Origin of the sequence: Streptomyces toyocaensis (assembly GCF_000725125.1) — a bacterium.
GTDB lineage: Bacteria > Actinomycetota > Actinomycetes > Streptomycetales > Streptomycetaceae > Streptomyces > Streptomyces toyocaensis.
This window is the reverse complement of sequence record NZ_JFCB01000037.1, coordinates 34309-56794: the sequence shown is the minus strand read 5'-3', so window position 1 is coordinate 56794 and position 22486 is coordinate 34309. Positions and strand designations below refer to the sequence as shown.

General features: G+C 72.3%; 20 protein-coding genes and 1 tRNA gene. 9 read left to right on the top strand and 12 right to left on the bottom strand.

What is annotated here, in order from left to right:
* Positions 1-191: 191 nt before the first annotated feature.
* Positions 192-737, bottom strand: coding sequence for an ATP-binding protein (locus BU52_RS28765; protein WP_037939910.1), 546 nt, complete (start codon positions 735-737; stop codon positions 192-194).
* Positions 738-982: 245 nt separating this feature from the next.
* A complete protein-coding gene (locus tag BU52_RS28760; RefSeq protein ID WP_037939920.1) occupies positions 983-1360 on the bottom strand; it encodes an STAS domain-containing protein in 378 nt (125 codons plus the stop codon).
* Between the two features lie 248 nt (positions 1361-1608).
* Here BU52_RS28760 and BU52_RS28755 point away from each other — a divergent pair, with 248 nt between their 5' ends.
* Complete coding sequence (locus tag BU52_RS28755; protein ID WP_107061294.1) at positions 1609-2523, top strand: RNA polymerase sigma factor SigF; 915 nt, start codon at positions 1609-1611, stop codon at positions 2521-2523.
* 148 nt (positions 2524-2671) lie between these two features.
* Here the strand turns inward: BU52_RS28755 and hutI are convergent, their stop codons facing one another.
* The 4 genes from hutI to hutU form a co-directional block, all read right to left on the bottom strand.
* Positions 2672-3856: an imidazolonepropionase gene (gene hutI / locus BU52_RS28750; RefSeq protein ID WP_037939907.1), complete on the bottom strand. Its 1185-nt coding sequence runs from the start codon at positions 3854-3856 to the stop codon at positions 2672-2674.
* 20 nt (positions 3857-3876) lie between these two features.
* Positions 3877-5259, bottom strand: a complete 1383-nt coding sequence (locus BU52_RS28745; RefSeq protein WP_037939906.1) for a formimidoylglutamate deiminase — start codon at positions 5257-5259, stop codon at positions 3877-3879.
* A complete protein-coding gene (locus BU52_RS28740) occupies positions 5256-6458 on the bottom strand; it encodes an allantoate amidohydrolase (RefSeq protein ID WP_037939919.1) in 1203 nt (400 codons plus the stop codon). The genes BU52_RS28745 and BU52_RS28740 overlap by 4 nt, the downstream gene beginning before the upstream one ends.
* Positions 6459-6553: 95 nt before the next feature.
* On the bottom strand, positions 6554-8230 hold the full coding sequence (gene hutU, locus BU52_RS28735; protein WP_037939904.1) for a urocanate hydratase: 1677 nt from the start codon (positions 8228-8230) through the stop codon (positions 6554-6556).
* Positions 8231-8393: 163 nt separating this feature from the next.
* Here hutU and BU52_RS28730 point away from each other — a divergent pair, with 163 nt between their 5' ends.
* Positions 8394-9776 carry a type III PLP-dependent enzyme domain-containing protein gene (locus tag BU52_RS28730; RefSeq protein WP_051858679.1) on the top strand — a complete coding sequence of 461 codons (1383 nt, stop codon included), beginning with the start codon at positions 8394-8396 and terminating at the stop codon, positions 9774-9776.
* Between the two features lie 60 nt (positions 9777-9836).
* Here BU52_RS28730 and BU52_RS28725 read toward each other — a convergent pair whose 3' ends face one another.
* On the bottom strand, positions 9837-10421 hold the full coding sequence (locus BU52_RS28725) for a hypothetical protein (RefSeq protein WP_078903493.1): 585 nt from the start codon (positions 10419-10421) through the stop codon (positions 9837-9839).
* A 108-nt stretch (positions 10422-10529) separates the two neighbouring features.
* Positions 10530-11372 carry a MurR/RpiR family transcriptional regulator gene (locus tag BU52_RS28720; RefSeq protein ID WP_037939900.1) on the bottom strand — a complete coding sequence of 281 codons (843 nt, stop codon included), beginning with the start codon at positions 11370-11372 and terminating at the stop codon, positions 10530-10532.
* A gap of 268 nt (positions 11373-11640) precedes the next feature.
* On the opposite strand from BU52_RS28720, the gene BU52_RS28715 reads away from it, so the two are divergent.
* Both BU52_RS28715 and BU52_RS28710 read left to right on the top strand, forming a co-directional pair.
* A complete protein-coding gene (locus tag BU52_RS28715; protein WP_037939899.1) occupies positions 11641-13362 on the top strand; it encodes an LCP family protein in 1722 nt (573 codons plus the stop codon).
* 85 nt (positions 13363-13447) lie between these two features.
* A complete protein-coding gene (locus tag BU52_RS28710; RefSeq protein ID WP_037939897.1) occupies positions 13448-13870 on the top strand; it encodes a hypothetical protein in 423 nt (140 codons plus the stop codon).
* A 371-nt stretch (positions 13871-14241) separates the two neighbouring features.
* On the opposite strand, the gene BU52_RS28705 is transcribed toward BU52_RS28710, so the two are convergent.
* Positions 14242-15630 (bottom strand): cystathionine beta-synthase, encoded by a 1389-nt coding sequence (locus tag BU52_RS28705; protein WP_037939896.1) that lies wholly within the window; start codon positions 15628-15630, stop codon positions 14242-14244.
* 162 nt (positions 15631-15792) lie between these two features.
* Between BU52_RS28705 and BU52_RS28700 the strand changes: the two genes are divergently transcribed.
* The 3 genes from BU52_RS28700 (at position 15793) to BU52_RS28690 (ending at position 19261) form a co-directional block, all read left to right on the top strand.
* Positions 15793-16821, top strand: a complete 1029-nt coding sequence (locus BU52_RS28700; RefSeq protein WP_037939894.1) for an SGNH/GDSL hydrolase family protein — start codon at positions 15793-15795, stop codon at positions 16819-16821.
* Between the two features lie 160 nt (positions 16822-16981).
* The gene (locus BU52_RS28695; RefSeq protein WP_037939893.1) at positions 16982-18202 is read left to right on the top strand and encodes an acetyl-CoA C-acetyltransferase; all 1221 of its coding nucleotides are present in this window, start codon (positions 16982-16984) and stop codon (positions 18200-18202) included.
* Positions 18203-18481: 279 nt separating this feature from the next.
* Positions 18482-19261 carry a hypothetical protein gene (locus BU52_RS28690; protein WP_037939891.1) on the top strand — a complete coding sequence of 260 codons (780 nt, stop codon included), beginning with the start codon at positions 18482-18484 and terminating at the stop codon, positions 19259-19261.
* 19 nt (positions 19262-19280) lie between these two features.
* On the opposite strand, the gene BU52_RS28685 is transcribed toward BU52_RS28690, so the two are convergent.
* Positions 19281-19592: a hypothetical protein gene (locus BU52_RS28685; protein ID WP_107061292.1), complete on the bottom strand. Its 312-nt coding sequence runs from the start codon at positions 19590-19592 to the stop codon at positions 19281-19283.
* 101 nt (positions 19593-19693) lie between these two features.
* Between BU52_RS28685 and BU52_RS28680 the strand changes: the two genes are divergently transcribed.
* Entirely contained in the window at positions 19694-19924 is a 231-nt protein-coding gene (locus tag BU52_RS28680; protein WP_037939887.1) for a DUF4287 domain-containing protein, read from the top strand.
* Positions 19925-20002: 78 nt separating this feature from the next.
* On the opposite strand, the gene BU52_RS28675 is transcribed toward BU52_RS28680, so the two are convergent.
* Positions 20003-20896 (bottom strand): Bax inhibitor-1/YccA family protein, encoded by an 894-nt coding sequence (locus BU52_RS28675; protein WP_037939886.1) that lies wholly within the window; start codon positions 20894-20896, stop codon positions 20003-20005.
* Positions 20897-21204: 308 nt separating this feature from the next.
* Positions 21205-21291 (bottom strand) — tRNA-Leu (locus BU52_RS28670).
* A 390-nt stretch (positions 21292-21681) separates the two neighbouring features.
* On the opposite strand from BU52_RS28670, the gene BU52_RS28665 reads away from it, so the two are divergent.
* Positions 21682-22452 (top strand): ABC transporter ATP-binding protein, encoded by a 771-nt coding sequence (locus BU52_RS28665; protein ID WP_037939884.1) that lies wholly within the window; start codon positions 21682-21684, stop codon positions 22450-22452.
* Positions 22453-22486: the final 34 nt, after the last annotated feature.

The window sequence follows — 22486 nt, the reverse complement described above, 5'->3', positions numbered from 1 at the left end:
CCTGGCGCCGTGTCCGGGCGGGCCGTGGGCGCAGGGGCGGACGGGGCGGACGGAGTCGAGGCCGCCCGCCCGGCGCCGTGGCGGGGCGGGCGCGCGGACCGGGCCGGACGCCGCGGGGTGGCTGGGCGGGCGCAGGATGCCGTGGTCGGGGTGCGGCCCGGAGGAGCGGCGGTTGCCGAGGGACGGCGAGGTCAGGCGGGGGTGCCGAGTTCGGCCCAGACCGTCTTGCCCGCGACGTCCCGGACCCGCACGACACCCCAGTCCAGGCAGAGCCGCTGCACGATGAACATGCCGTGGCCGCCCGGCCGGCCCGCCTGGTGCGGGGTGCGCGGGGCCGGCTGGCCCGTGCCCCGGTCGGTGACCTCCAGCCGGATCACCTTCCTGTCGCAGGTGATGGCCAGGTGGTCGGGCCCCTCCGCGTGCAGGCACGCGTTGGTGACGAGCTCGGAGACGACGAGCAGGACGTCCTCCGCAGCGGCCCGCTGGTCGGCGGAGGACGCGGGCAACCAGCCCCACTCGTACAGCGCCTGACGGGTGAAATCACGGGCGAGCGGCACGACGCCGCTCTGGCCGTCGAAGTCCAGCCGGCGGATCCGGCCGCCGTCCGGGGACACCGGCGGAGCGGCCACGCCGCTGTCGGGCGCGCCCCCGGCCGGCACCGCGTCCCCGGGCATCCCGGAAGCGCCGCCGGGCTCCTGACCGCGGTCGCCCGGCGAGTAGGGCCGGGTGGTGCTCATCAGCGCTTCACCTCACCGTGTCACCAGTTCACAATGAAAAATTCGCCGTACTCGGTTGGTCACGCGCGCACGGCACATCCGGTTCCCGTGTCCCTCGCGACCACCGCGTCCGGCACGTTCAGGAAGTCTCCTGCCCGGGCAGACCGAGGGGACACCCCCGTATTCGCACGAAAAGGCGCGACGGACGGTCCCCTCCGGCCGCGGGCGCGGCGGGTGCGTCCCGCCGCCGGGCGTGCCCCGGCGGCTCACGCCGAATCGTCGGCCAGAGCCGCCTCAAGAGTGTCGTGCACGGTGAACACCGCGTCCGCACCCGTGATTTCGAACACGCGCGCGACCACGGGCTGCATACCCACGAGGTGAACCCCGCCTCCGCCCGCCTCGGCCTTCAGCCGGGCACCGAGCAGCACGTTCAGCCCCGTGGAGTCACAGAACTCCAACCGGGAGCAGTCGATAACGAGCCGCTTGAATCCCTTGGCGAGGCAGCCCTCCAGTGGCTCACGCAACAAATCGGCGGTGTGGTGATCCAACTCACCCGCCGGAGTCACGACGGCACTGGGGCCCTCTTCTCGCACCTCGACCAGAAGCCGGCCCGACTGTGCGCTGCCGACCGTCCCGCGGTCCATGCCGTCTCTCTCCCGAGGTCGTGGCTGCATGCTGACGTCTTTGAACATTACGCCTTCCGGCCACGCATCGACACTCTAACAATCACGCACAAACAGACATATGCGAACAGATCTCACTTGCGATGAGGTTGCGCGAGCCGGTAGGGCTAGTAGGACACGTACCCGACACGGCCGGCTTTGGAGGCGCCGCACACCGCAGTGCACGTATCGGCTTCGGCAGCCACATGCCGAGAACGATGGAGGACATCATGTCACCCCGGCTCGACGCATCGCCTACCCCCGCAGCGACGTCGACACCCACTCCGGAACATCTGGATCCCATCGAGCAGGACGACCTGGGTGTCGTCCCGGACGACCTACTCGCCGGACTGCCGGAGATCCCCCCGTACGACGAGGTGGGCGCGGTCGACGCACGGGCCCTGTCCAAGACCCTCTTCGAGCGCCTGGAGTCGCTCGAGGAAGGCACCCACGAGTACTCGTACGTACGCAACACGCTCGTCGAACTGAACCTCGCCCTCGTCAAGTTCGCCGCCTCCCGCTTCCGCTCGCGCAGCGAGCCGATGGAGGACATCATCCAGGTCGGCACCGTCGGCCTGATCAAGGCGATCGACCGCTTCGAGATGTCGCGCGGTGTGGAGTTCCCCACGTTCGCGATGCCGACCATCATCGGCGAGATCAAGCGCTTCTTCCGCGACACCTCCTGGTCCGTACGCGTCCCGCGCCGCCTGCAGGAGCTCCGGCTCGACCTCGCCAAGGCCGGTGACGAACTGGCCCAGATGCTCGACCGCGCGCCGACGGTGGCCGAGCTGGCGGAGCGCCTGGGCATCACCAAGGACGAGGTCATCGAGGGCATGGCGGCGTCGAACGCCTACACGGCCTCCTCCCTGGACGCCCAGCCCGAGGAGGACGACGCCGAGGGAGCGCTGGCGGACCGGATCGGTTACGAGGACCACGGACTCGAAGGCATCGAGTACGTCGAGTCGTTGAAGCCGCTGATCGCCGAACTGCCGCCGCGGGACCGCAAGATCCTGTCCCTGCGCTTCGTCGCGGGCATGACCCAGTCGGAGATCGGCGAGGAACTGGGCATCTCCCAGATGCACGTCTCCCGCCTGCTCTCGCGGACCCTGGTGAAACTGCGCAAGGGACTCACCGTCGAGGAGTGACGGACCGCACGTCCCCCCACATGACGTGACCGCGCCCCGCGCCCCGCGGGTGCCCGATGCCTGTTCAGGGCAGCGGGCACCCACAGGGCGCGGGGCGCGTCTCATGGACCGGGTGACGGGCCCGTCCCGCCCGGCCCCGCGGCGCGGCTCACACCGGCCGCGGCTCCACCCTGCGTCCCCTCCGCCAGACCGCGCGCACCAGGGGCACCCCCGGCCGGTAGGCCAGGTGGACCGGGGACGGGGCGTCGAGGAGCAGCAGGTCCGCATACGCGCCCGGGGCGATGCGGCCGATGTCGTCGCGGCGCAGGGCCCTGGCCCCGCCCGCCGTGGCCGACCACACGGCCTCGTCGGGCGTCATCCCCATGTCCCGCACCGCGAGCGCGATGCAGAAGGGGACCGAGGAGGTGAAGGACGAGCCGGGGTTGCAGTCGGTGGACAGTGCGACCGTCACCCCCGCGTCCAGCAGCCTGCGGGCGTCCGGCCACTCGGCGCGGGTGGAGAACTCGGCCCCGGGAAGCAGGGTGGCGACCGTGCGGCTGTTCGCGAGGGCGTCCACGTCGGCGTCGGTGAGGTGGGTGCAGTGGTCGGCGCTGGCCGCGTCGAGCTCGACGGCGAGCTGGACGCCGGGGCCGTACGTGAGCTGGTTGGCGTGGACGCGCGGGTGCAGGCCCCTGGCCCTGCCCGCGGTGAGAATCGCGCGGGCCTGGTCGCCGTCGAAGGCGCCCTTCTCGCAGAAGACGTCGATCCAGCGGGCGTGCGGCGCGCAGGCGTCCAGCATCTCGCCGGTGACCAGGGCCACGTAGCCGGCCGGGTCCTCGGCGTACTCGGGGGCGACGATGTGGGCGCCGAGGAAGGTGACCTCGTCGGTGTGCCGGGCCGCCAGGCGCAGGGCCCGGGACTCGTCCTCGGTGGTCAGGCCGTAGCCGGACTTGGTCTCGAAGGTCGTGGTGCCCTGGCGCAGTGCCTCGGTGAGGAAACGGGTGAGGTTCGCCTCCAGTTCCGCGTCGGTGGCGGCGCGGGTGGCGGCGACGGTGGTGCGGATGCCGCCCGCGCTGTACGGGCGGCCGGACATACGGGCGTTGAACTCCTCGGTGCGGTCGCCCGCGAAGACCAGGTGGGAATGGGAGTCGACGAAGCCCGGGAGGACCGCCCGGCCCCCGGCGTCGACCCGGTTGTCAGTGGCGGGTGCTTTGCTTGATTCACCGGTCCACACGACGCGGTCGCCCTCGATGACGACGGCCGCGTCCCGGACCAGACCGAGGGGAGACCTGTCGCCCAGGGAGGGGTCGTTGGTGACCAGTGCGGCGATGTTGCTGATGACGGTGCTGCTCATGGTGTCCTCATGGGGGGTCGTCAGGCGCGCAGGGCCTCGACTGCCTGCGCGAGGGCTCCGGGTACGTCGGGTACGAGCGTGTGCGCCCCGTCGCGCACGACGTGCCGGCCTCCCACGATCGTGTGACGGACGTCCGCTGCCGTCGCGGCGAATACGGCCGTCTCGGCGCCGAGCCCGGGCAGCGGCCCCGCGGTTCTGACCGAGTCGAGGGCGAGGGTGACGAGGTCGGCGCGCGCCCCGGCCTCGATGCGTCCGGCGTCCTCCCAGCCGAGGGCGGCGTGGCCGTCGGCGGAGGCGGCCCGCAGCAGGGCGGCGGCCGTCCAGTGGCCCCGGGTGCGGGTGCGCAGCCGCTCGTTCAGCTCCATCGCGCGCGCCTCCTCGAACAGGTCGATCACGGCGTGGCTGTCGGAGCCGAGGGAGAGCGGGGAGCCCTCGTTCTGCAGGGCCGCCGCGGGGCCGATGCCGTCGGCGAGGTCCCGTTCGGTCGTCGGGCACATGCAGGTTCCGGTGCCGCTGCCGCCGATGAGCGCGATGTCCTCGGCGGTGAGATGGGTGTTGTGGACACCGGTGGTGCGCGGTCCGAGCACCCCGTGCACGGCCAGGAGTTGCGTGGGGGTGCACCCGTGCGCCTCGCGGCAGGCGTCGTTCTCGGCGGTCTGCTCGGACAGGTGCACGTGGAGCGGGGCCCGCCGCTCCTCGGCCCACCCTGCCACGGTCGCCAACTGCTCCGCCGGTACGGCCCGTACGGAGTGGATGGCCGCCCCGATCCGCGCGTGATCCCGTTCCTTGAGAAGAGAACAGCGTTCGGCCCAGGCGTCCGCGTCGCCGTCGGAGAAGCGGAGCTGGTGGGTGGTGGGCGGCCGGCCGAAGCCGGAGGAGAGGTAGGCGGTGTCGAGGAGGGTGATCCGGATGCCGGCCTCGGCGGCGGCCTCCACGAGCGCCTCGCCCAGGACGTTGGGGTCGGCGTAGGGCCTGCCGCCGGGGGCGTGGTGGACGTAGTGGAACTCGCCGACCGTCGTGATGCCCGCCAGTGCCATCTCGGCGTACACGGCCCGGGCGAGGGCGTGGTAGGTGTCCGGCGTGAGCCGTTCGGCCGTGGCGTACATGACCTCGCGCCAGGTCCAGAAGGTGCCGGAGCCCACCTGGACGGTGGAGCGCAGGGCGCGGTGGAAGGCGTGGCTGTGGGCGTTGGCCAGTCCGGGGAGGGTCAGTCCGCGCAGGATCTCGGCGCCGGGCGGCGGGGCGGGGGTGTCCGGACGGACGGCGGTGATCCGGCCGTCCCCGACCTCCAGGGTCACGCCCGGCTCGATGGAGGTCCCCCCTGTCCGAGCGGAGCCGAGAGCTCGGGGGAGGGTGCCGAACCAGGCGTGCTCCAGCCAGTACGTCCGCGGGGTGGCAGTCACGTGCGGGCCAGTCCTTCCAGTACGTCGGCGAGGGCGAGGACCCCGGCCACGCAGTCGTCCTCGGTGGCGGATTCGGCCGGGGAGTGCGAGACGCCGGTGGGATTGCGCACGAACAGCATCGCGGTCGGGACGCGCCCGGAGAGGATTCCGGCGTCATGTCCGGCGCCGGTGCCGAGGACGGGCACCTTCAGGTCCCCGTCGCCGCCCAGGATGCGGGCCAGTTCGTCGCGCAGGGCGTGGTCGAACCCGACGACGGGGGTGAAGGACTCGCGTGCGACGTCGAGGCCGACGCCGTGGGCGGCCGCGTGCACGCGGGCGGCCTTCTCCACCCCGGCGACCACGGCGTCCAGACGCTCCTGGTCGGCGGCGCGGGAGTCGAGCCAGCCGCGCACCAGGGAGGGGATGGCGTTGACGCCGTTCGGCTCGACGGCGATCTTGCCGAAGGTGGCGACGGCACCGGCGAGTTCCGCCTCCCGGCGGGCGGCCAGGACGGTCTCGGCGTACGGCAGCATCGGGTCGCGGCGGTCGGCGAGCCGGGTGGTGCCCGCGTGGTTGGCCTCTCCCCGGAAGTCGAACCGCCACCGGCCGTGCGGCCAGATGGCGGACGCGATGCCGACGCGGTCGCCGGACAGGTCAAGCGCCCGGCCCTGTTCGACGTGGAGTTCGACGAAGGCGCCGATGCGGGCGAGCCGTTCGGGGTCGGCGCCGATGGCGCCGGGGTCGTGTCCGGCGGCCTCCATGGCCTGCGGGAGCGTGATGCCGTCCCCGTCGGTGAGCCGGTGGGCCTGCTCCACCGTGAGCGCGCCCGCGGTGAGCCGGGAGCCGACACAGGCGAGCCCGAACCGGGCGCCCTCCTCGTCCCCGAAGTTGACGATGCCGAGGGGCTTGGCGAGCCGCACGCCCCTGCGGCCCAGTTCGTCGAGCGCGGCGAAGGCGGACACGACCCCGAGGGGCCCGTCGAAGGCCCCGCCGTCGGGTACGGAGTCCAGGTGCGACCCGGTGACCACCGCGTCCCCCCGCGCGGGATCCCCGAGCCAGGCCCACTGGTTGCCGTTCCGGTCGACCTCGTAGGCCAGCCGCCGGCCGCGGGCCTGCTCCTCGAACCAGTCCCGGCAGTCGGCGTCGGCGCCGGTCCAGGCGAACCGACGGTACCCGCCGGAGACGGCGCTGCGGCCGACGGGCAGCAGCTGACGCCACATCTCCTGGAAGGAGGGCTGCGGGCCGTCGTTCCGCGGTACGACGGGGGTGCGTTCCCGCGGCGGCGCCTGAGCCCCCACGGAGGAGTTGCCGCCGCTCATGCCGGGTCACCCTCACGCATCGGCACGCGCACACCCCGCTCGCCGGCCACCGACTCCGCGATGTCGTACCCGGCGTCGACGTGCCGGATGACACCCATCCCGGGGTCGTTGGTGAGCACCCGCCGGATCTTCTCCCCGGCCAGCGCCGTCCCGTCGGCCACCGTGACCTGCCCGGCGTGGATCGACCGCCCCATGCCGACCCCGCCACCGTGGTGGAGGGACACCCACGAGGCCCCGGACGCCACGTTCACCATCGCGTTCAGCAGCGGCCAGTCGGCGATCGCGTCGGACCCGTCCAGCATCGCCTCGGTCTCCCGGTAGGGGGAGGCCACCGACCCGCAGTCGAGATGGTCCCGCCCGATGACGACCGGAGCGGCCAGCTCCCCGCTCGCGACCATGTCGTTGAACCGCTCACCGGCCTTGTCGCGCTCGCCGTATCCGAGCCAGCAGATGCGCGCGGGCAGCCCCTGGAAGTGGACCCGCTCCCCCGCCATCCTGATCCAGCGGGCCAGGGACTCGTTCTCCGGGAAGAGCTCCAGGACCGCCTTGTCGGTCTTGGCGATGTCGGCGGGGTCGCCGGACAGCGCGGCCCAGCGGAAGGGGCCCTTGCCCTCGCAGAAGAGCGGCCGGATGTAGGCGGGGACGAAGCCGGGGAAGGCGAACGCGCGGTCGTAGCCGGCGAGTCGCGCCTCACCGCGGAGGGAGTTGCCGTAGTCGAACACCTCGGCGCCGGCGTCCTGGAAGCCGACCATCGCCTCGACGTGCCGGGCCATGGACTCACGGGCGCGGGTGGTGAAGCCCGCGGGGTCCTTCGCGGCGGCGTCGGCCATGTCCTCGAAGGCGACGCCGACGGGGAGGTACGCCAGCGGGTCGTGGGCGGAGGTCTGGTCGGTGACGATGTCGATGGGCGCGCCCATGGCGAGCAGCTGCGGAACCAGCTCGGCGGCGTTGCCGAGGACACCGATGGACAGGGGGCGGCGGGCGTCGCGGGCCTCGGTGGCCAGCTGGAGCGCGTGGTCGAGGCTGTCGGCCTTCACGTCCAGGTAGCGGTGCTCGATGCGGCGGTCGATGGCGCGGGGGTCGCAGTCGACGCAGATCGCGACGCCGTCGTTCATCGTCACGGCGAGCGGCTGGGCGCCGCCCATGCCGCCGAGGCCCGCGGTGAGGGTGATGGTCCCGGCGAGGGTGCCGCCGAACTTCTTCGCGGCGACGGCCGCGAAGGTCTCGTAGGTGCCCTGGAGGATGCCCTGGGTGCCGATGTAGATCCAGGAGCCGGCGGTCATCTGCCCGTACATGGTCAGGCCGAGGGCCTCCAGGCGGCGGAACTCCTCCCAGGTGGCCCAGTCGCCGACGAGGTTGGAGTTGGCGATGAGGACGCGCGGGGCCCACTCGTGGGTCTGCATGACGCCGACCGGCCGGCCGGACTGGACGAGCATCGTCTCGTCCTGCTTGAGGGTCCTCAGCGTCCGCACCATCGCGTCGAAGGAGCGCCAGTCGCGGGCGGCCTTCCCCGTCCCGCCGTAGACGACGAGCTTGTCGGGGTGCTCGGCGACCTCGGGGTCGAGGTTGTTCTGCAGCATCCGCAGGGCGGCCTCCTGCTGCCAGCCCAGGGCGCTCGGTTCGGTGCCGCGCGGCGCTCGGACGGGGCGGGGTCCGGGTCCGGGTCCGGCCATGGTGTGCCTCCTCGTGCTGCGGATGATTACTGCAGATATTCATATCCTCGACGTCTGAATAGACCTAGTCAAGACGGGGGGTGTGTCGGCGCCGCCGCGAGCGGGATGTTTGGCTGGAGGCATGCGCGCGAACAGGGAGCACGCCGATGGGACGGGGGACACGATGACGTACGACGACGGCCTGACGGACGAGGTGGACCCGCGGGGTACAGGGCGGGCGGCCCGGCGGGACGAGGCGGTGCGGGCCGCCGTCGAGCAGGGACTGCTGGACGGCGACACCCCCCTGGTGGCCCTGCTCGACGTCACCGGCATCAGGGAGTCGGCGGCCGGGCTGCGGGCGGCGTTCGACGCGGTGACGGCGCCGGGCACGCCCGTGCTGCACGCGTTCGCGGTGAAGGCGAGCCCGCTGGTGCCGGTGCTGCGGCTGCTGCGCGAGGAGGGCATCGGCGCGGAGGTGGCCAGCCCGGGTGAGCTGGCACTGGCGCGGGCGGCGGGGGTGGAGCCGGAGCGGACGGTCCTCGACTCGCCCGCCAAGACCGCCGCCGAGCTGCGGGAGGCGCTGGCGCTGGGGATCGCCGTGAACGCGGACAACCCGCAGGAGCTGGCGCGCATCGACGCCATGATGGCCGGGTCCGGCTCCCGGTCCCCCATCGGTATCCGGGTGAACCCGCAGGTCGGCGGCGGCTCCATCGAGGCGCTGTCGACGGCGACGGCGACGTCGAAGTTCGGGGTGGCGCTGCGCGACGAGGGCGCGCGGGAGTGGGTGGTGCGGGCGTACGCGGACCGGCCGTGGCTGACCCGGCTGCACGCGCACTCCGGTTCCCAGGGCATCGCGCTGTCGATGATGGCGCGGGGGATCGCGGAGACGTACGCCCTGGCGGAGGAGATCAACGGACGGGCGGGACGGCGGCAGATCGACACCATCGACATCGGCGGCGGGCTGCCGGTGAACTTCGCCTCCGAGGCGAGCAGCCCGACGTACGGGGAGTACGCGCGGCTGCTGCGCGAGACGGTGCCGGGGCTGTTCGACGGGCGGTACGGGCTGGTCACCGAGTTCGGCCGGTCGCTGCTGGCCAAGCACGGCACGGTGGTCGCGCGCGTGGAGTACGCCAAGAGCGCGGGCGGGCGTCCGGTCGCGGTGACCCACGCGGGCGTCCAGGTGGCGACGCGCACGGTGTACGCGCCTCAGTCGTGGCCGCTGCGGATCGCCGCCTACGACGCGAAGGGGCGGCCCAAGGAAGGGCCGGCGGTCGTGCAGGACGTGGCGGGACCGGCCTGCTTCGCGGGCGACCTCCTCGCGCAGGGGCAGGAGCTGCCGCTGCTGGAGCAGGGCGACTACGCGGCGGCGCTGGACACGGGCGCGTACTACTTCGCCCACCACTACGCGTACAACTCGCTCCCCCGCCCCGCCGTCCACGGCTTCGTCCCGGACGGGACGGGGGGAGTCGCCTTCGCGACCGTACGCGCCCCCCAGACGATCGAGGAGATCGTCGCCGAGTCGGGGGCGGCCCACGCCGACGCCCTCACCACGGGCCTGCCGCGCTGAACGCACCTGCGGGGCGCGGGCACGGACCACCGCACCCGCGCCCCGCGGGGGGCCCGTTCCTCAGGCCGCCGCGGCGAGCCGTCGGCGGGAGCCGCCCGGGGCCGCGTCACCCGCCGCGACACCCGTGGTGCGGTAGGCCTTCACGGCCTTGCCGGCGGGCCGCCCCGCATCCGCGCGCAGCCAGTCGACGCGCACCCACAGCAGGACCTCGCCCTCCTGCTCCAGCCGGCCGATCCAGGACGCCTTCCACCACAGCCCGGCCCCGCACCCGGCGAGCAGCAGACCGCCGGCGGCGGGTGCGGCGAACGCCGTGCCGAGGGCGGCGAGGAAGGCGAGCAGCAGCCACCAGCGGTGCGCCCGGCGCCAGTTGCGCGCGGTCACCGCACGGTCCTGGAGCACGTCGTACCTGCCCGCCCGCGCCGCCGTGCGGGCCAGCGCGCGGTACCGCCCCCGCCGCCCGTAGGCCACGACGGCCGCCGCCACGAGGAACAGCGTGGCGCCCGCCAGGACGCCGATCCGGCGCCCGGTCGCTCCCGGCACCAGCACCCCGATGCCCGCGGCGAGGAGTCCCAGCCACCACAGTGGCGCGGCCCCGGCCCGCACGACGACGGCCACCCGCGCCAGCCCTTGTCCTCCGCGCGTCACGTCCTGCCTCCCGTCCTCCGATACCTGTGTGTGTCCCAGGAGAGGCACGGTAGCGACACAACGTGAGACGAGTCTGAGAAGACGCGGCGGCCGGCCCGCCGTCCGCGGTCAGTCCACGAACAGCCCGCGTGCCGCCGCCTTCGCGTCGAACTCCTCCAGCCGCGCCTGCGCGTCGGGCAGGTCGTCACACATCGCCTCCAGCAGCACCCGGCCCAGCAGCATCGGCGCGCAGGCCGTGTCGAAGGCCAGCCCGGTGCCGACGGCGGCGGGCAGCAGCAGGTCGGACACCTTGGCGACCGGCGCGAACGGGGAGTCGGCGACGCTGACGACGGTCAGCCCCGTCTCCCTGGCGTGCGCGAGGGCGTCGACGACCTCCCGGGGATGGCGGGGCAGCGCGAAGCACAGCAGGGCGCTCGCCCCGGCGCGGGCGGCCGCGTCGATCCGGTCGTGGAGCATCGTGCCGCCCTCGTTGAGCAGCCGGACGTCCGGATGGACCTTGGCGGCGAAGTAGGCGAAGCCGTGCGCCTGCGCCGCCGCGGCCCGCAGCCCCAGCACGGGCAGGGGACGGCTGGCCGCGAGGACCCGCCCCGCCCGCCGCACGGGCCCGGTGTCGGCCAGCGCCTCCGCGAGATGGCGCAGGTTCGCGATCTCGGCCTCGACGGCCTGCTGGTACTCGTTGTACGAGCCGGTCTCCGGCGCCGGTTCGGCGGGCGCGACCTCACGCAGGTGCCGGCGCAGGGCGGGGTATCCGTCGAAGCCGAGAGCGACGGCGAACCGGGTCACGGAGGGCTGGCTGACCCCGGCCAGCTCCGCCAGCTCCACGCTGGACAGGAACGGGACGTCGGCGGCCCGCCGCACCATGCTGTGCGCGATGCGCCGCTGGGTCGGTGTCAGCCGATGCCCCTCGAAGAGCGCCTGGAGGCGCGCGGTGGGGCTCTCGGTGCCGCTCATGACCTGACTTCCCCCTCGGCCCTTCGGCCCATTCATCGATCGCTGTGTCTGCATGCCGTTATACAGGCGAACGGGACGTCGCGCCGTACACGCGTCGTGAGGGGCGGAGATCACGCACGGTGCCCGGCCGGGGACAGATCCGGATCTCGACGATTTTGCTACGACGTCGGCGCATCCCGTACGGGCCGGATAGCGTAACGCCTCGAACAATTAAGCGCCTTGGGATGCAAGCGCCCCTTGGGGCGCCCGACGGAGGACGGGTACGAGCGTGGACGCGCGAAGCCGAGGGCAGGCGGACGGGACCGACCCCGCCGACCAGTGGGTGCTCAACCCGGAGACCGGCGACTACGAGCTGCGGCTGAACGATTCCCCCGGGCCGCCGCCGTTCCCCGCGCAGCGCGGCACCTCCCGCCCCGGTTCCACCGCCCCCGCCCCCGGTCGCGTCCCCGGGCAGCGCGGCCGCCGCACCGTTCGCGCTCCCGCGCCCGCGCCCGTCCCGGACGACGCGCGTGACACCGGCCACCGGCGGCACCGGCAGCCGAGGCGGAGGAACAGCAGGAAGAGGGCGCTGGTGTGGACGGGAGGCGCCCTGAGCCTGGTCCTCGTCGGCGGCTCGGCGTTCGCCTACTACTGGTACGACCGCCTCTACGGCAACATCGACACCGTCGACATCGGTGACGTGGGCAGCGACGAGGTGCTGGCGGACGGCCCGGTCAACATCCTGATCATCGGCAACGACGTCCGTACCGGCGAGGGCAACGAGGCCTACGGCAACCGGGACAACGTCACCGGCCACGCCGACACCACCCTCCTGTTCCACGTCTCGGAGGACCGCACCAACGCGACCGTGGTGAGCATCCCCCGGGACCTCATGACGAAGATCCCGGACTGCGAGACCCGGCAGCCCGACGGCTCCACGAAGGTCATCGCCGGCTCCAGGGGCACCACCAGGTTCAACGAGTCCTACGGCGTGAACGGCCGCGACCCGGGCTGCACCATGCGTACGGTCGAGGAGATCGCCGACGTCGAGGTCGACCACTTCATGATGTTCGACTTCAACGCGGTCAAGACGCTGTCCACCGCGGTCGGTGGCGTCAAGGTCTGCCTGGACAAGCCCCTCAAGGACAGGGACGGCGGGACGAAGCTCGATCTGCCCGCCGGGGAGAGCACGATCCAGGGCGAGGACGCGCTGGCGTTCCTGCGCAACCGGCACGGTCTGAAGAACGAGAGCGACCTGGACCGGATCCAGATGCAGCAGAAGTTCGTCGCCTCCATGATCCGCCGGCTGAAGGAGGACACCCTGGACAGCCCGTCGAAGATGCTCGGCGTGGCCGACGCCGCCACCAAGTCCCTCACCGTGGACAAGGGGATAGGCAGCCCCGGCAAGCTGCTCACCCTCGCCAAGGAACTCGCCCGGATCGACCTGAAGAACATCACCCTGATGACGCTGCCGGTGATCGACAACCCGGCAGAGCCCACGCCCGTCACCGTCGTCCCGCACCCGGTCAAGGCACCGCAGCTGTTCAGCATGCTGCAGAAGGACGTCTCCCTCACCGAGGTGAAGAAGAAGGAGAAGGACGCCAAGGACAAGCAGGCCGCGCTGCTGGACGGTCCGCGGGCCGACGCGTCCGCCGTCCGCGTCGACGTCTACAACGGCGGCGCTCCGCAGGGCGCCGCACAGGAGACCGTGGTGTGGCTGCGGACCGGTGAGGGGGTCTCCGGGTCCAGGAACCAGGGGGTCGCCCCGGCCGAGGTCGGCAGGACGCGGCTGGAGTACGCGCCGGACCAGGCCGACCAGGCCCGCGCGCTCGCCGACCTCATGGGCCTGCCCGCCGCCGCACTGAAGCCCGGCACGGCGGGCGCGGACGCGACGGCGCCGATGACGCTCACCCTGGGCCCCGACTTCAAGAAGGCCGGCGTTCCCGTCGCCGCCCCGAAGAAGGTGGACGTCGAGCAGTCCCGGGCCGACGAGAAGATGTGCACGACGTAGGGAGCGGCGAACCCGAGGGCCGAGACGGGGGTTACCCCCAGTGTCCGCGGCCTCCCGCCTGCCTACCGTGGAGCGCATGACCGGAATGGACGCGCGGGACGCCGAGCTGAAGAAGGAACTCAACGCCTCCCTGCAGGCACGCAGGGAACTGGGCGAGGAGTACGAATCCGCGCTGGTCGACTCGTTCCTGGAGAAGGTCGACCAGCGCATCGACGGCGCGGTGGAGCGCCGGGTGCGCCGGCAGCTCGCCGAGCGGCAGCTGACGGTGGCCCGGGACGCGCGCTCGCCGAGGGTCACGGACTCCTGGGGCGAGCGGTTCGGCTTCGGGATCGTGTCGCTGGTCCTCGCGGTACCGCTGTCCGCGATCGGCGGGGGCGTGGGCAACCTGCCCGGTCTGCTGGTCACCTGGCTGGGCATCGTCGGCGTCAACGTGGTCCAGGCCGCCCGGACCAACCCGGGGCTGTTCGGCCGCCGCAAGTCCGCGGAGGACGGCGACTGGGAGGACTGAGGGCGGCCCCCGCGCGGACCGCCGCACCCCCGTCACCGGGGGGCGGGACGACGGCGGTCCCCGCGGGGGACGCGCGCCCGTCGAGGCGGGCTGCGCGTCCGAGGCGTCCTTGGAGGTCCGGGAGCCGCTCCGGAGGTCCTTCGACGCCGTCCGGCCGCCGGCCCGAACGGGGAGCCTCCCCCGGAGCTGAACGCCCGGGAGGTCCTCCCTCCGTCCCTGCCGGCACCCATGACTGTGCCGGACCCGTGTTAAGCGAGTGCTGCGCGGACGTGACGCCCCCGTACCACTTCCGCGAAGTCCACGAAGATCACGAACGCGGCAGCACCCGTCCGTTCACGGCGGGTTCACCGGCGCCTACGCCCGACGTACCGTCACTTCTCGTTCCGGGCGAGGAAGGACAGCAGGTCCTGGCGGCTGACCACACCCGTCGGCTTGCCCTCGACGATGACGATCGCCGCGTCCGCCTTGCCCAGGACGGCCATCAGGTCCGCGACGGGCTCGCCGGAGCCGACCTGCGGCAGCGGCGCGGACATGTGCTTCTCCAGCGGGTCGTCGAGCGAGGCGCTCTTGCTGAACAGCGCGTCCAGCAGGTCCCGCTCCACCACCGAGCCGACGACCTCGGCGGCCATCACGTCCGGGTGGCCGGCGCCCGGCTTGACCACCGGCATCTGCGAGACGCCGTACTCGCGCAGCACCTCGATGGCCTGGCCGATCGTCTCGTCGGGGTGCATGTGGACGAGGGAGGGGATGTGGCCGCCCTCCTTGTCCTCGAGGACATCGGCGACGCGGGCGCTGGGGCCCTCGTCCTCCAGGAAGCCGTAGTCGGCCATCCACTCGTCGTTGAAGATCTTGCTCAGGTAGCCGCGCCCGCTGTCCGGCAGCAGGACGACGACCACGTCGTCCTCACCGAGCCGGGAGGCCACCTCCAGCGCCGCCACGACCGCCATGCCGCAGGAGCCGCCGACCAGCAGGCCCTCCTCCTTGGCGAGGCGCCGGGTCATCTGGAAGGAGTCCTTGTCGGAGACGGCGACGATCTCGTCCGCGACGTCACGGTCGTAGGCGGTCGGCCAGAAGTCCTCGCCGACGCCCTCGACCAGGTACGGCCGCCCGGAGCCGCCGGAGTACACCGAGCCCTCGGGGTCGGCGCCGATCACCTTCACGGCGCCGTCGCTGGCCTCCTTCAGGTAGCGCCCGGTCCCCGAGATGGTGCCGCCCGTGCCGACGCCGGCCACGAAGTGGGTGATCTTCCCCTCGGTCTGCTCCCACAGCTCGGGGCCGGTGGAGTGGTAGTGGGAGAGCGGGTTGTTGGGGTTGGAGTACTGGTCGGGCTTCCAGGCCCCCGGCGTCTCGCGCACCAGCCGGTCGGAGACGTTGTAGTAGGAGTCGGGGTGCTCCGGCGCCACGGCGGTCGGGCAGACGACGACCTCGGCCCCGTAGGCCCGCAGCACGTTGATCTTGTCCGTGGACACCTTGTCCGGGCACACGAAGATGCACTTGTAGCCCTTCTGCTGGGCCACGATGGCGAGGCCGACCCCGGTGTTGCCGCTGGTCGGCTCGACGATGGTGCCGCCCGGCCGGAGCTCTCCGCTCTTCTCCGCCGCCTCGATCATGCGCAGGGCGATGCGGTCCTTCACGGAGCCGCCCGGGTTGAAGTACTCCACCTTGGCCAGGACGGTCGCCCTGATGCCCTTGGTCACGCTGTTGAGCCGCACCAGCGGGGTGTTGCCGACGAGGCTGATCATCGAGTCGTGGAATTGCACCGTTGTCTCCGGATGCTTGCAAAAAAAGTGGTCGTGGTGGTCGAACCAGCCTAGGCCCTTCCGCGCCGGGACCCGCCCGGGTCGTTCACTCCCCGTTGGGATTGGAGCACCGTCCGTACGGGGCAAGCACTGGGTACGGCTTCGAGGGAGGTGGCGGCGGGCATGACGGGTATGTCGAGGGCGCGGGTGGCCCGGCGGATCGCGGCCGGTGCTGCGTACGGCGGCGGGGGCATCGGCCTGGCCGGCGCGGCCACCGTGGGGCTGCTGCTGGCGGAGGCGCAACTGGCGCGGCGCCGCGTGGGCAACGGCACGAGTCCTCACGTACCGAACGCGGACGGTCTGTACGGCGCCGCGTACACGGTGCCCGGCGAGCCGGCGCTGCGGCTGACGATGCTGGGCGACTCCACGGCCGCCGGGCAGGGCGTGCACCGGGCCGGGCAGACGCCGGGCGCCCTGCTGGCGTCCGGGGTCGCGGCGATCGCGGAACGCCCGGTGGGGCTGAGCACGGTCGCGCTGCCCGGGGCGCGCTCCGACGATCTGGACCGGCAGGTGACGCTGGCGCTCGCGGATCCGTCGCGGGTGCCGGACATCTGCGTGATCATGATCGGTGCGAACGACGTCACCAACCGGATGCCGCCCACCCAGTCCGTGCGCCATCTGTCCTCGGCGGTGCGCCGGCTGCGGACGGCCGGGGCGGAGGTGGTGGTCGGCACATGCCCCGACCTCGGCACCATCGAGCCGGTGCAGCAGCCGTTGCGCTGGCTGGCCCGGCGCGCGTCCCGGCAGCTGGCGGCGGCCCAGACGATCGGCGCCGTGCAGCAGGGCGGGCGGACCGTGTCGCTGGGCGATCTGCTGGGGCCGGAGTTCGCGGCGAACCCGCGGGAGCTGTTCGGACCCGACAGTTACCACCCCTCCGCGGAGGGGTACGCCACGGCCGCGATGGCGGTGCTGCCGACGGTGTGCGCGGCGCTGGGGCTGTGGCCCGCGGACGAGGAGCGGCCGGACGCCGCGCGCCGCGAGGGGTTCCTGCCGGTGGCCCGTGCGGCGGCGGAGGCGGCGTCGGAGGCGGGCACGGAGGTCACGGCGGCGATGCCGTCCGGGCCGCGGGGGCCGTGGGCCCTCCTGAAACGCCGCCGCAGGCGCCGGCTCCCGGTGCCGGAGCGGCAGCCGTCGCCCCAGCGCGCGCCGTAGCCGAACCAGGAGCCGACGCGCGCCGGGTCCAGGGGCCGCCGCGCACCAAGCAAGCGCTTAGACAGTTGCGGTCCATGTCACACCGTGAGAGTCGTGACCCCGCTCATACGGCCGGGTAACTTCCCAAGGAGCCCCGCCCCGAGAAGCCACTGGAGCCGTGATGCCCGAAGCCGTGATCGTCTCTGCCGCCCGCTCCCCCATCGGCCGCGCCTTCAAGGGCTCCCTGAAGGACCTGCGCCCGGACGACCTGACCGCCACGATCATCCAGGCCGCCCTCGCCAAGGTCCCCGAGCTGGACCCGAGGGACATCGACGACCTGATGCTCGGCTGCGGCCTTCCGGGCGGCGAGCAGGGCAACAACCTCGGCCGCGTGGTCGCCGTGCAGATGGGGATGGACCACCTCCCCGGCTGCACCATCACCCGTTACTGCTCGTCCTCGCTGCAGACCTCCCGCATGGCCCTGCACGCCATCAAGGCCGGCGAGGGCGACGTCTTCATCTCGGCCGGCGTCGAGACGGTCTCCCGCTTCGCCAAGGGCAACTCCGACAGCCTCCCGGACACCCGCAACCCGCTGTTCGCCGAGGCTGAGGCCCGTACCGCCGCCGTCGCCGAGTCGGAGGGCTCGACCTGGCACGACCCGCGCGAGGACGGCCTGGTCCCCGACCCGTACATCGCGATGGGCCAGACCGCCGAGAACCTGGCCCGGCTCAAGGGCGTCACCCGCCAGGACATGGACGAGTTCGGCGTCCGCTCGCAGAACCTCGCCGAGGAAGCCATCAAGAACGGCTTCTGGGAGCGCGAGATCACCCCGGTGACGCTCCCCGACGGCACGGTGGTCTCCAAGGACGACGGGCCCCGCGCGGGCGTCACCATGGAGGGCGTCCAGGGACTCAAGCCGGTCTTCCGCCCGGACGGACTCGTGACGGCCGGCAACTGCTGCCCGCTCAACGACGGCGCCGCCGCGCTCGTCGTCATGAGCGACACCAAGGCCCGCGAACTGGGTCTCACCCCGCTCGCCCGGATCGTCTCCACCGGCGTCTCCGGCCTCTCCCCGGAGATCATGGGCCTGGGCCCGGTCGAGGCGAGCAAGCAGGCCCTGTCCCGCGCCGGCCTGACCATCGGCGACATCGACCTGGTCGAGATCAACGAGGCGTTCGCCGCCCAGGTGATCCCCTCCTACCGCGACCTCGGCATCCCGCTGGAGAAGCTGAACGTCAACGGCGGCGCCATCGCCGTCGGCCACCCCTTCGGCATGACCGGTGCCCGCATCACCGGCACGCTCATCAACTCGCTCCAGTTCCACGACAAGCAGTTCGGCCTGGAGACGATGTGCGTCGGCGGCGGCCAGGGCATGGCGATGGTCATCGAGCGCCTCAGCTGAGCGCCACAGCCGCACGGTGACCGTCCGGCCACCTTCCGTGACGAAATCGGCCCGGCATCCCGGTCGCACCGGGGTCCGGGCCGTTCCGTGATCCAATCTCCCCCAGGATGTGACCTATCCCTCTTGCCGAGGGGATCCCCGCAGGTCAGCGTCACACCCCTACCGGGCCCACGACCAAAGAGCTGTCCGTTTCGTGACGTTACGCACTGACAGAAGGTTAGTCCGCCCTTCAAGCTGATGTAGGAAGTCGGGGGTCGACTTTGAACCGGGAGTACGTCAGTGAGCGCCATGCCGATCGCCCTGCTGATCACCACGGCCGCCACCGGCGCCGTGGGCGTCGCCGTCCTGCGCAGCATCATGGTGCTGCGCCGACAGGTCGCGGCCCTGCACACCGAGCTGGCCGGGGACCAGACCGCCACGCGCGCGCACGTCCCCTCCGCCCGCTCGGCCGGCACCGACGAGATACGCGCCGCCGTGGCCGAGGCACTCGCCGAGGAGCGGGAGCGGGAGCTCGCCGAGGCACGGGCCTTCTGGGCCGCCCAGGAGGCGCGTGACGCCTCCGACGCGCCGTCCCTGCTGGGCCTGGCCGACAGCGAGCTGTTCCTGCCCCGGCAGACCGATTTCGTGGGTCTTGAGCCGGTGAGCGAGCCGGGCGCCGACGTCCCCGAGGAGTACGCCGGGGACTCCCCCGAGCTGGCCGCGGCCCGCCGCCGGCACCCCTCGCATCCGGACTTCGTGCCCCACCCCTCACCCGTCGCGAACGACCACGAGCGCACCGTGGCCGCCCTGGAGGAGCTGGCCTCCTCCCGCACCGAGCTGACCGACGTCCGTCCGGGTCCGCTGGGCACCCTGGACGTCTACGTGTTCGCCGACGGCACGACGCTGTGCATGACGCCGGGCCACCGCGAGACCTCGGAGCGTCTGGCCGCGGCCCTGCGCGCGGGCGAGACCCCGTTCCTGCTGGGCGGCTCCGGCATCTCGGGCGCGTACACGCTGACCTTCGCGTGCGGCGAGGAGAGCGTCTACATCCTGGCGGACCGCGTCATCGCGTCCCTCTAGCCCCCGCGGCCCCCGGAGGCTAGACCCCGGCGCGTTCGCGTGCCTGTTCCACGAGGCGCACGGCCTCCTCGACCTCGTCGTCGCTCTTCAGTACGAGGGCCAGGTCGTGCCCGGCGACGGTGATCTGGTCGGCGGCGGCGAACATCCCGGCGTCGGGCATCTCGCGGGGTTCGGTGCCGGGCTCCTCGACCAGTTGGGTGCGCCGCGCCAACTCCCTGGCCAGCGCGAGGGCTTCGGCGGCCCCGCCCCGCTGCAGCCGGCTCTGCGGCGCGGCCCGGAGGCGGTCGGCGAAATGATCCACGGCACGGGTGAAGGGCGTCGTATCAACCACGCGGTGAGCGTACGCGGCGCGGCGGGACTGTTGCCAACGGGCGGACGCTCAGGCACGGTGACCTGAAGGACCGGCTTACATCCCAGCGTCCGGAGGCGCCGATGTCCCAAGTCTTCTCCGCAGAGACCCACCGCAACATGCTCGCCCGCATCCCCCACTGCACCGGTCGTGAGATCTCCGACTGGCTGCGCACCGTCGAAGAAGGCCCTTCGCTCTTCCGCTTCGAGGAGAAGGTCAGCTGGCTCCGGCACGAGTACGACCTGGCGTACGGTCACGCCAAGGCGATCGTCCACGAGTACGACCTGAGGAGGGCGGCGCGCAAGCTGCTCTAGCGCGCACGGACGAAGGGCCCCGGTGAACACCGGGGCCCTTGCCTGTGACGCAGGTGGCGTACGGAACGCCGGCTGCCGTCAGTCGCTGCTGTTGAAGATCGCGATGAGCCGCAGGAACTCCATGTAGATCCACACCAGCGTCAGCGTGAGGCCGAAGGCGGCGAACCAGGCCTCCTCGCGCGGGGCACCGTAGGCGATGCCGTCCTCGACCTGCTTGAAGTCCAGGGCGAGGAAGCAGGCACCGAGAATGATGCCGATGACACCGAAGACGATGCCGAGCGGGCCGCTGCGGAAGCCGAGGCCGTCACCGCCGCCGAACACCGCGAACAGCAGGTTCACGGCCATCAGCAGGATGAAGCCGAGCGCGGCCGCCATCACGAAGCCGTAGAACCGGCGGTTGACGCGGATCCAGCCCGCCTTGTACGCCACCAGCACGCCGGCGAAGACCGCCATGGTGCCGAGCACCGCCTGCATGGCCGCACCGTCGGCGATGCGGTTGTCGACGATGCTGGAGATGACGCCGAGGAACACACCCTCGAACGCCGCGTACGTCAGGATCAGCGCGGGCGTGGGCTTGCGCTTGAAGGACTGCACGAGCGCCAGCACCATGCCGACCAGCGCGGCGCCGATGCCGATGCCGTAGGACCGGTTGATGTTGGCGTCGTCGACCGGCAGCAGCGCCCAGGAGAGCGCGGCGGTCACGATGAGCAGGCCGAGCGTGCTCGCCGTGCGCACGATGACGTCGTCGATCGTCATCCGGCCGGTGGCGGCCGGGGCCTGCGGCGGGGCGCCGTACTGCAGGTCCTGCTGCGCGTACGGGTTCTGGGCGTACGGGTTGCCAGTCGGCTGCGCGTACGGGTTGGCCTGCGTGGCGACAGCGGGACCCCCGGCCTGCGGCGCGGTGTTGAAGCCCGCGTAGCCGTTGTCGCGGCTGAACCCCCGTCGCGAGAAGACCGGGTTTCTGCTCCTCATTTCACTCCTCCATGGCCACTCGATGCGGCCTTGGCTCCAGAGTAATAGGTAGGCAAAGGATTCACCCCAATGCTTGGGGAGGATCTTTCCCTCGTCATGCTGCGCAACACGCTACGCGGCCGGGTGATTCCCCTCACCACGGGGGACCGAACCATGACCGACCCGGTACCTGCCCGGAACCGTCCGGAGATCATCCGCTTGCTCCGGCCGGGTGAACCGACACGGTTTCCACCCGCATACGGACGGTGCCGTCGGCCGCACGGCGGCGCGCGAGGGGGCCGTCGACGATCAAGAGGCGCGAAGCGTGGTGGTGCCCGGAGCCGGACTTGAACCGGCACGCCCGCTCAGGGGCAGCGAGGTTTAAGCTCGCCGTGTCTGCATTCCACCATCCGGGCAGGCCATGGGCTCCGCTTCGCGGCTCCGAGCCTATCGGTGACCTTCACGCCGCAGACGGCGGGATGGGCCGATCTTGTCTTATTTTATTGGCGCCTGAGGGTGCATCAGCACCCGGAACTCGCCGTCAGCACGTGCCACCAGCCTTCCGGCTGACGGTCCGCCATGTATGCGGAATGACGGAATTTCACCGTCCGAACAAGGGCGCCCCACCCGTTCTCGTCACGGCCCGCTCAGGGTGCGCCGTCATCCCCAGGTATGACACCGCGTCCGGCGGTCCGCCCGGAGTCGCCCCCCGGAACCGGAGCAGCGGGTGACTACACGGCGGCAAAGCGGCGGAACGATGGACGACGTCCCCGAGAACACGTCGTCCCGACAGGAGCGTCCATTCCGTGACCACCGCACCCCCAGCCGACCGGACCACCGCAGTGGCCGCGCGCGCCACGGAGCTGTCGAAGATCTACGGCCAGGGCGAGACCCAGGTGGTCGCCCTGGACCGCGTCTCCGTCGCCTTCCGGCAGGCCGAGTTCACCGCGATCATGGGCCCGTCCGGCTCCGGCAAGTCCACGCTGATGCACTGCGTGGCCGGGCTCGACACCTTCTCGTCCGGTTCCGTGCGCATCGGCGAGACGGAGCTGGGATCGCTGAAGGACAAGCAGCTGACCAGGCTGCGCCGGGACAAGATCGGCTTCATCTTCCAGGCGTACAACCTGCTCCCGACGCTGTCCGCCCTGGAGAACATCACCCTCCCCATGGACATCGCCGGCCGGAAGCCGGACAAGGAGTGGCTGGACACCGTGATCCGGATGGTGGGGCTGTCGGACCGGCTGAGCCACCGGCCCTCCCAGCTGTCCGGCGGTCAGCAGCAGCGCGTCGCCGTGGCCCGGGCCCTGGCGTCCCGGCCCGACATCATCTTCGGCGACGAGCCCACCGGCAACCTCGACTCCCGCTCCGGCGCCGAGGTCCTGGGCTTCCTGCGGAACTCGGTGCGTGAGCTGGGGCAGACGGTCGTCATGGTGACCCACGACCCGGTCGCCGCCGCCTACGCGGACCGCGTGATCTTCCTGGCCGACGGCCGGATCGTGGACGAGGTGCACGGACCGACGGCCGACTCGGTGCTCGACCGCATGAAGCGGTTCGACGCCAAGGGCCGCACCAGCTGACCCCACCCGCCCGCCGCCCGCCCCCTCGTACGTC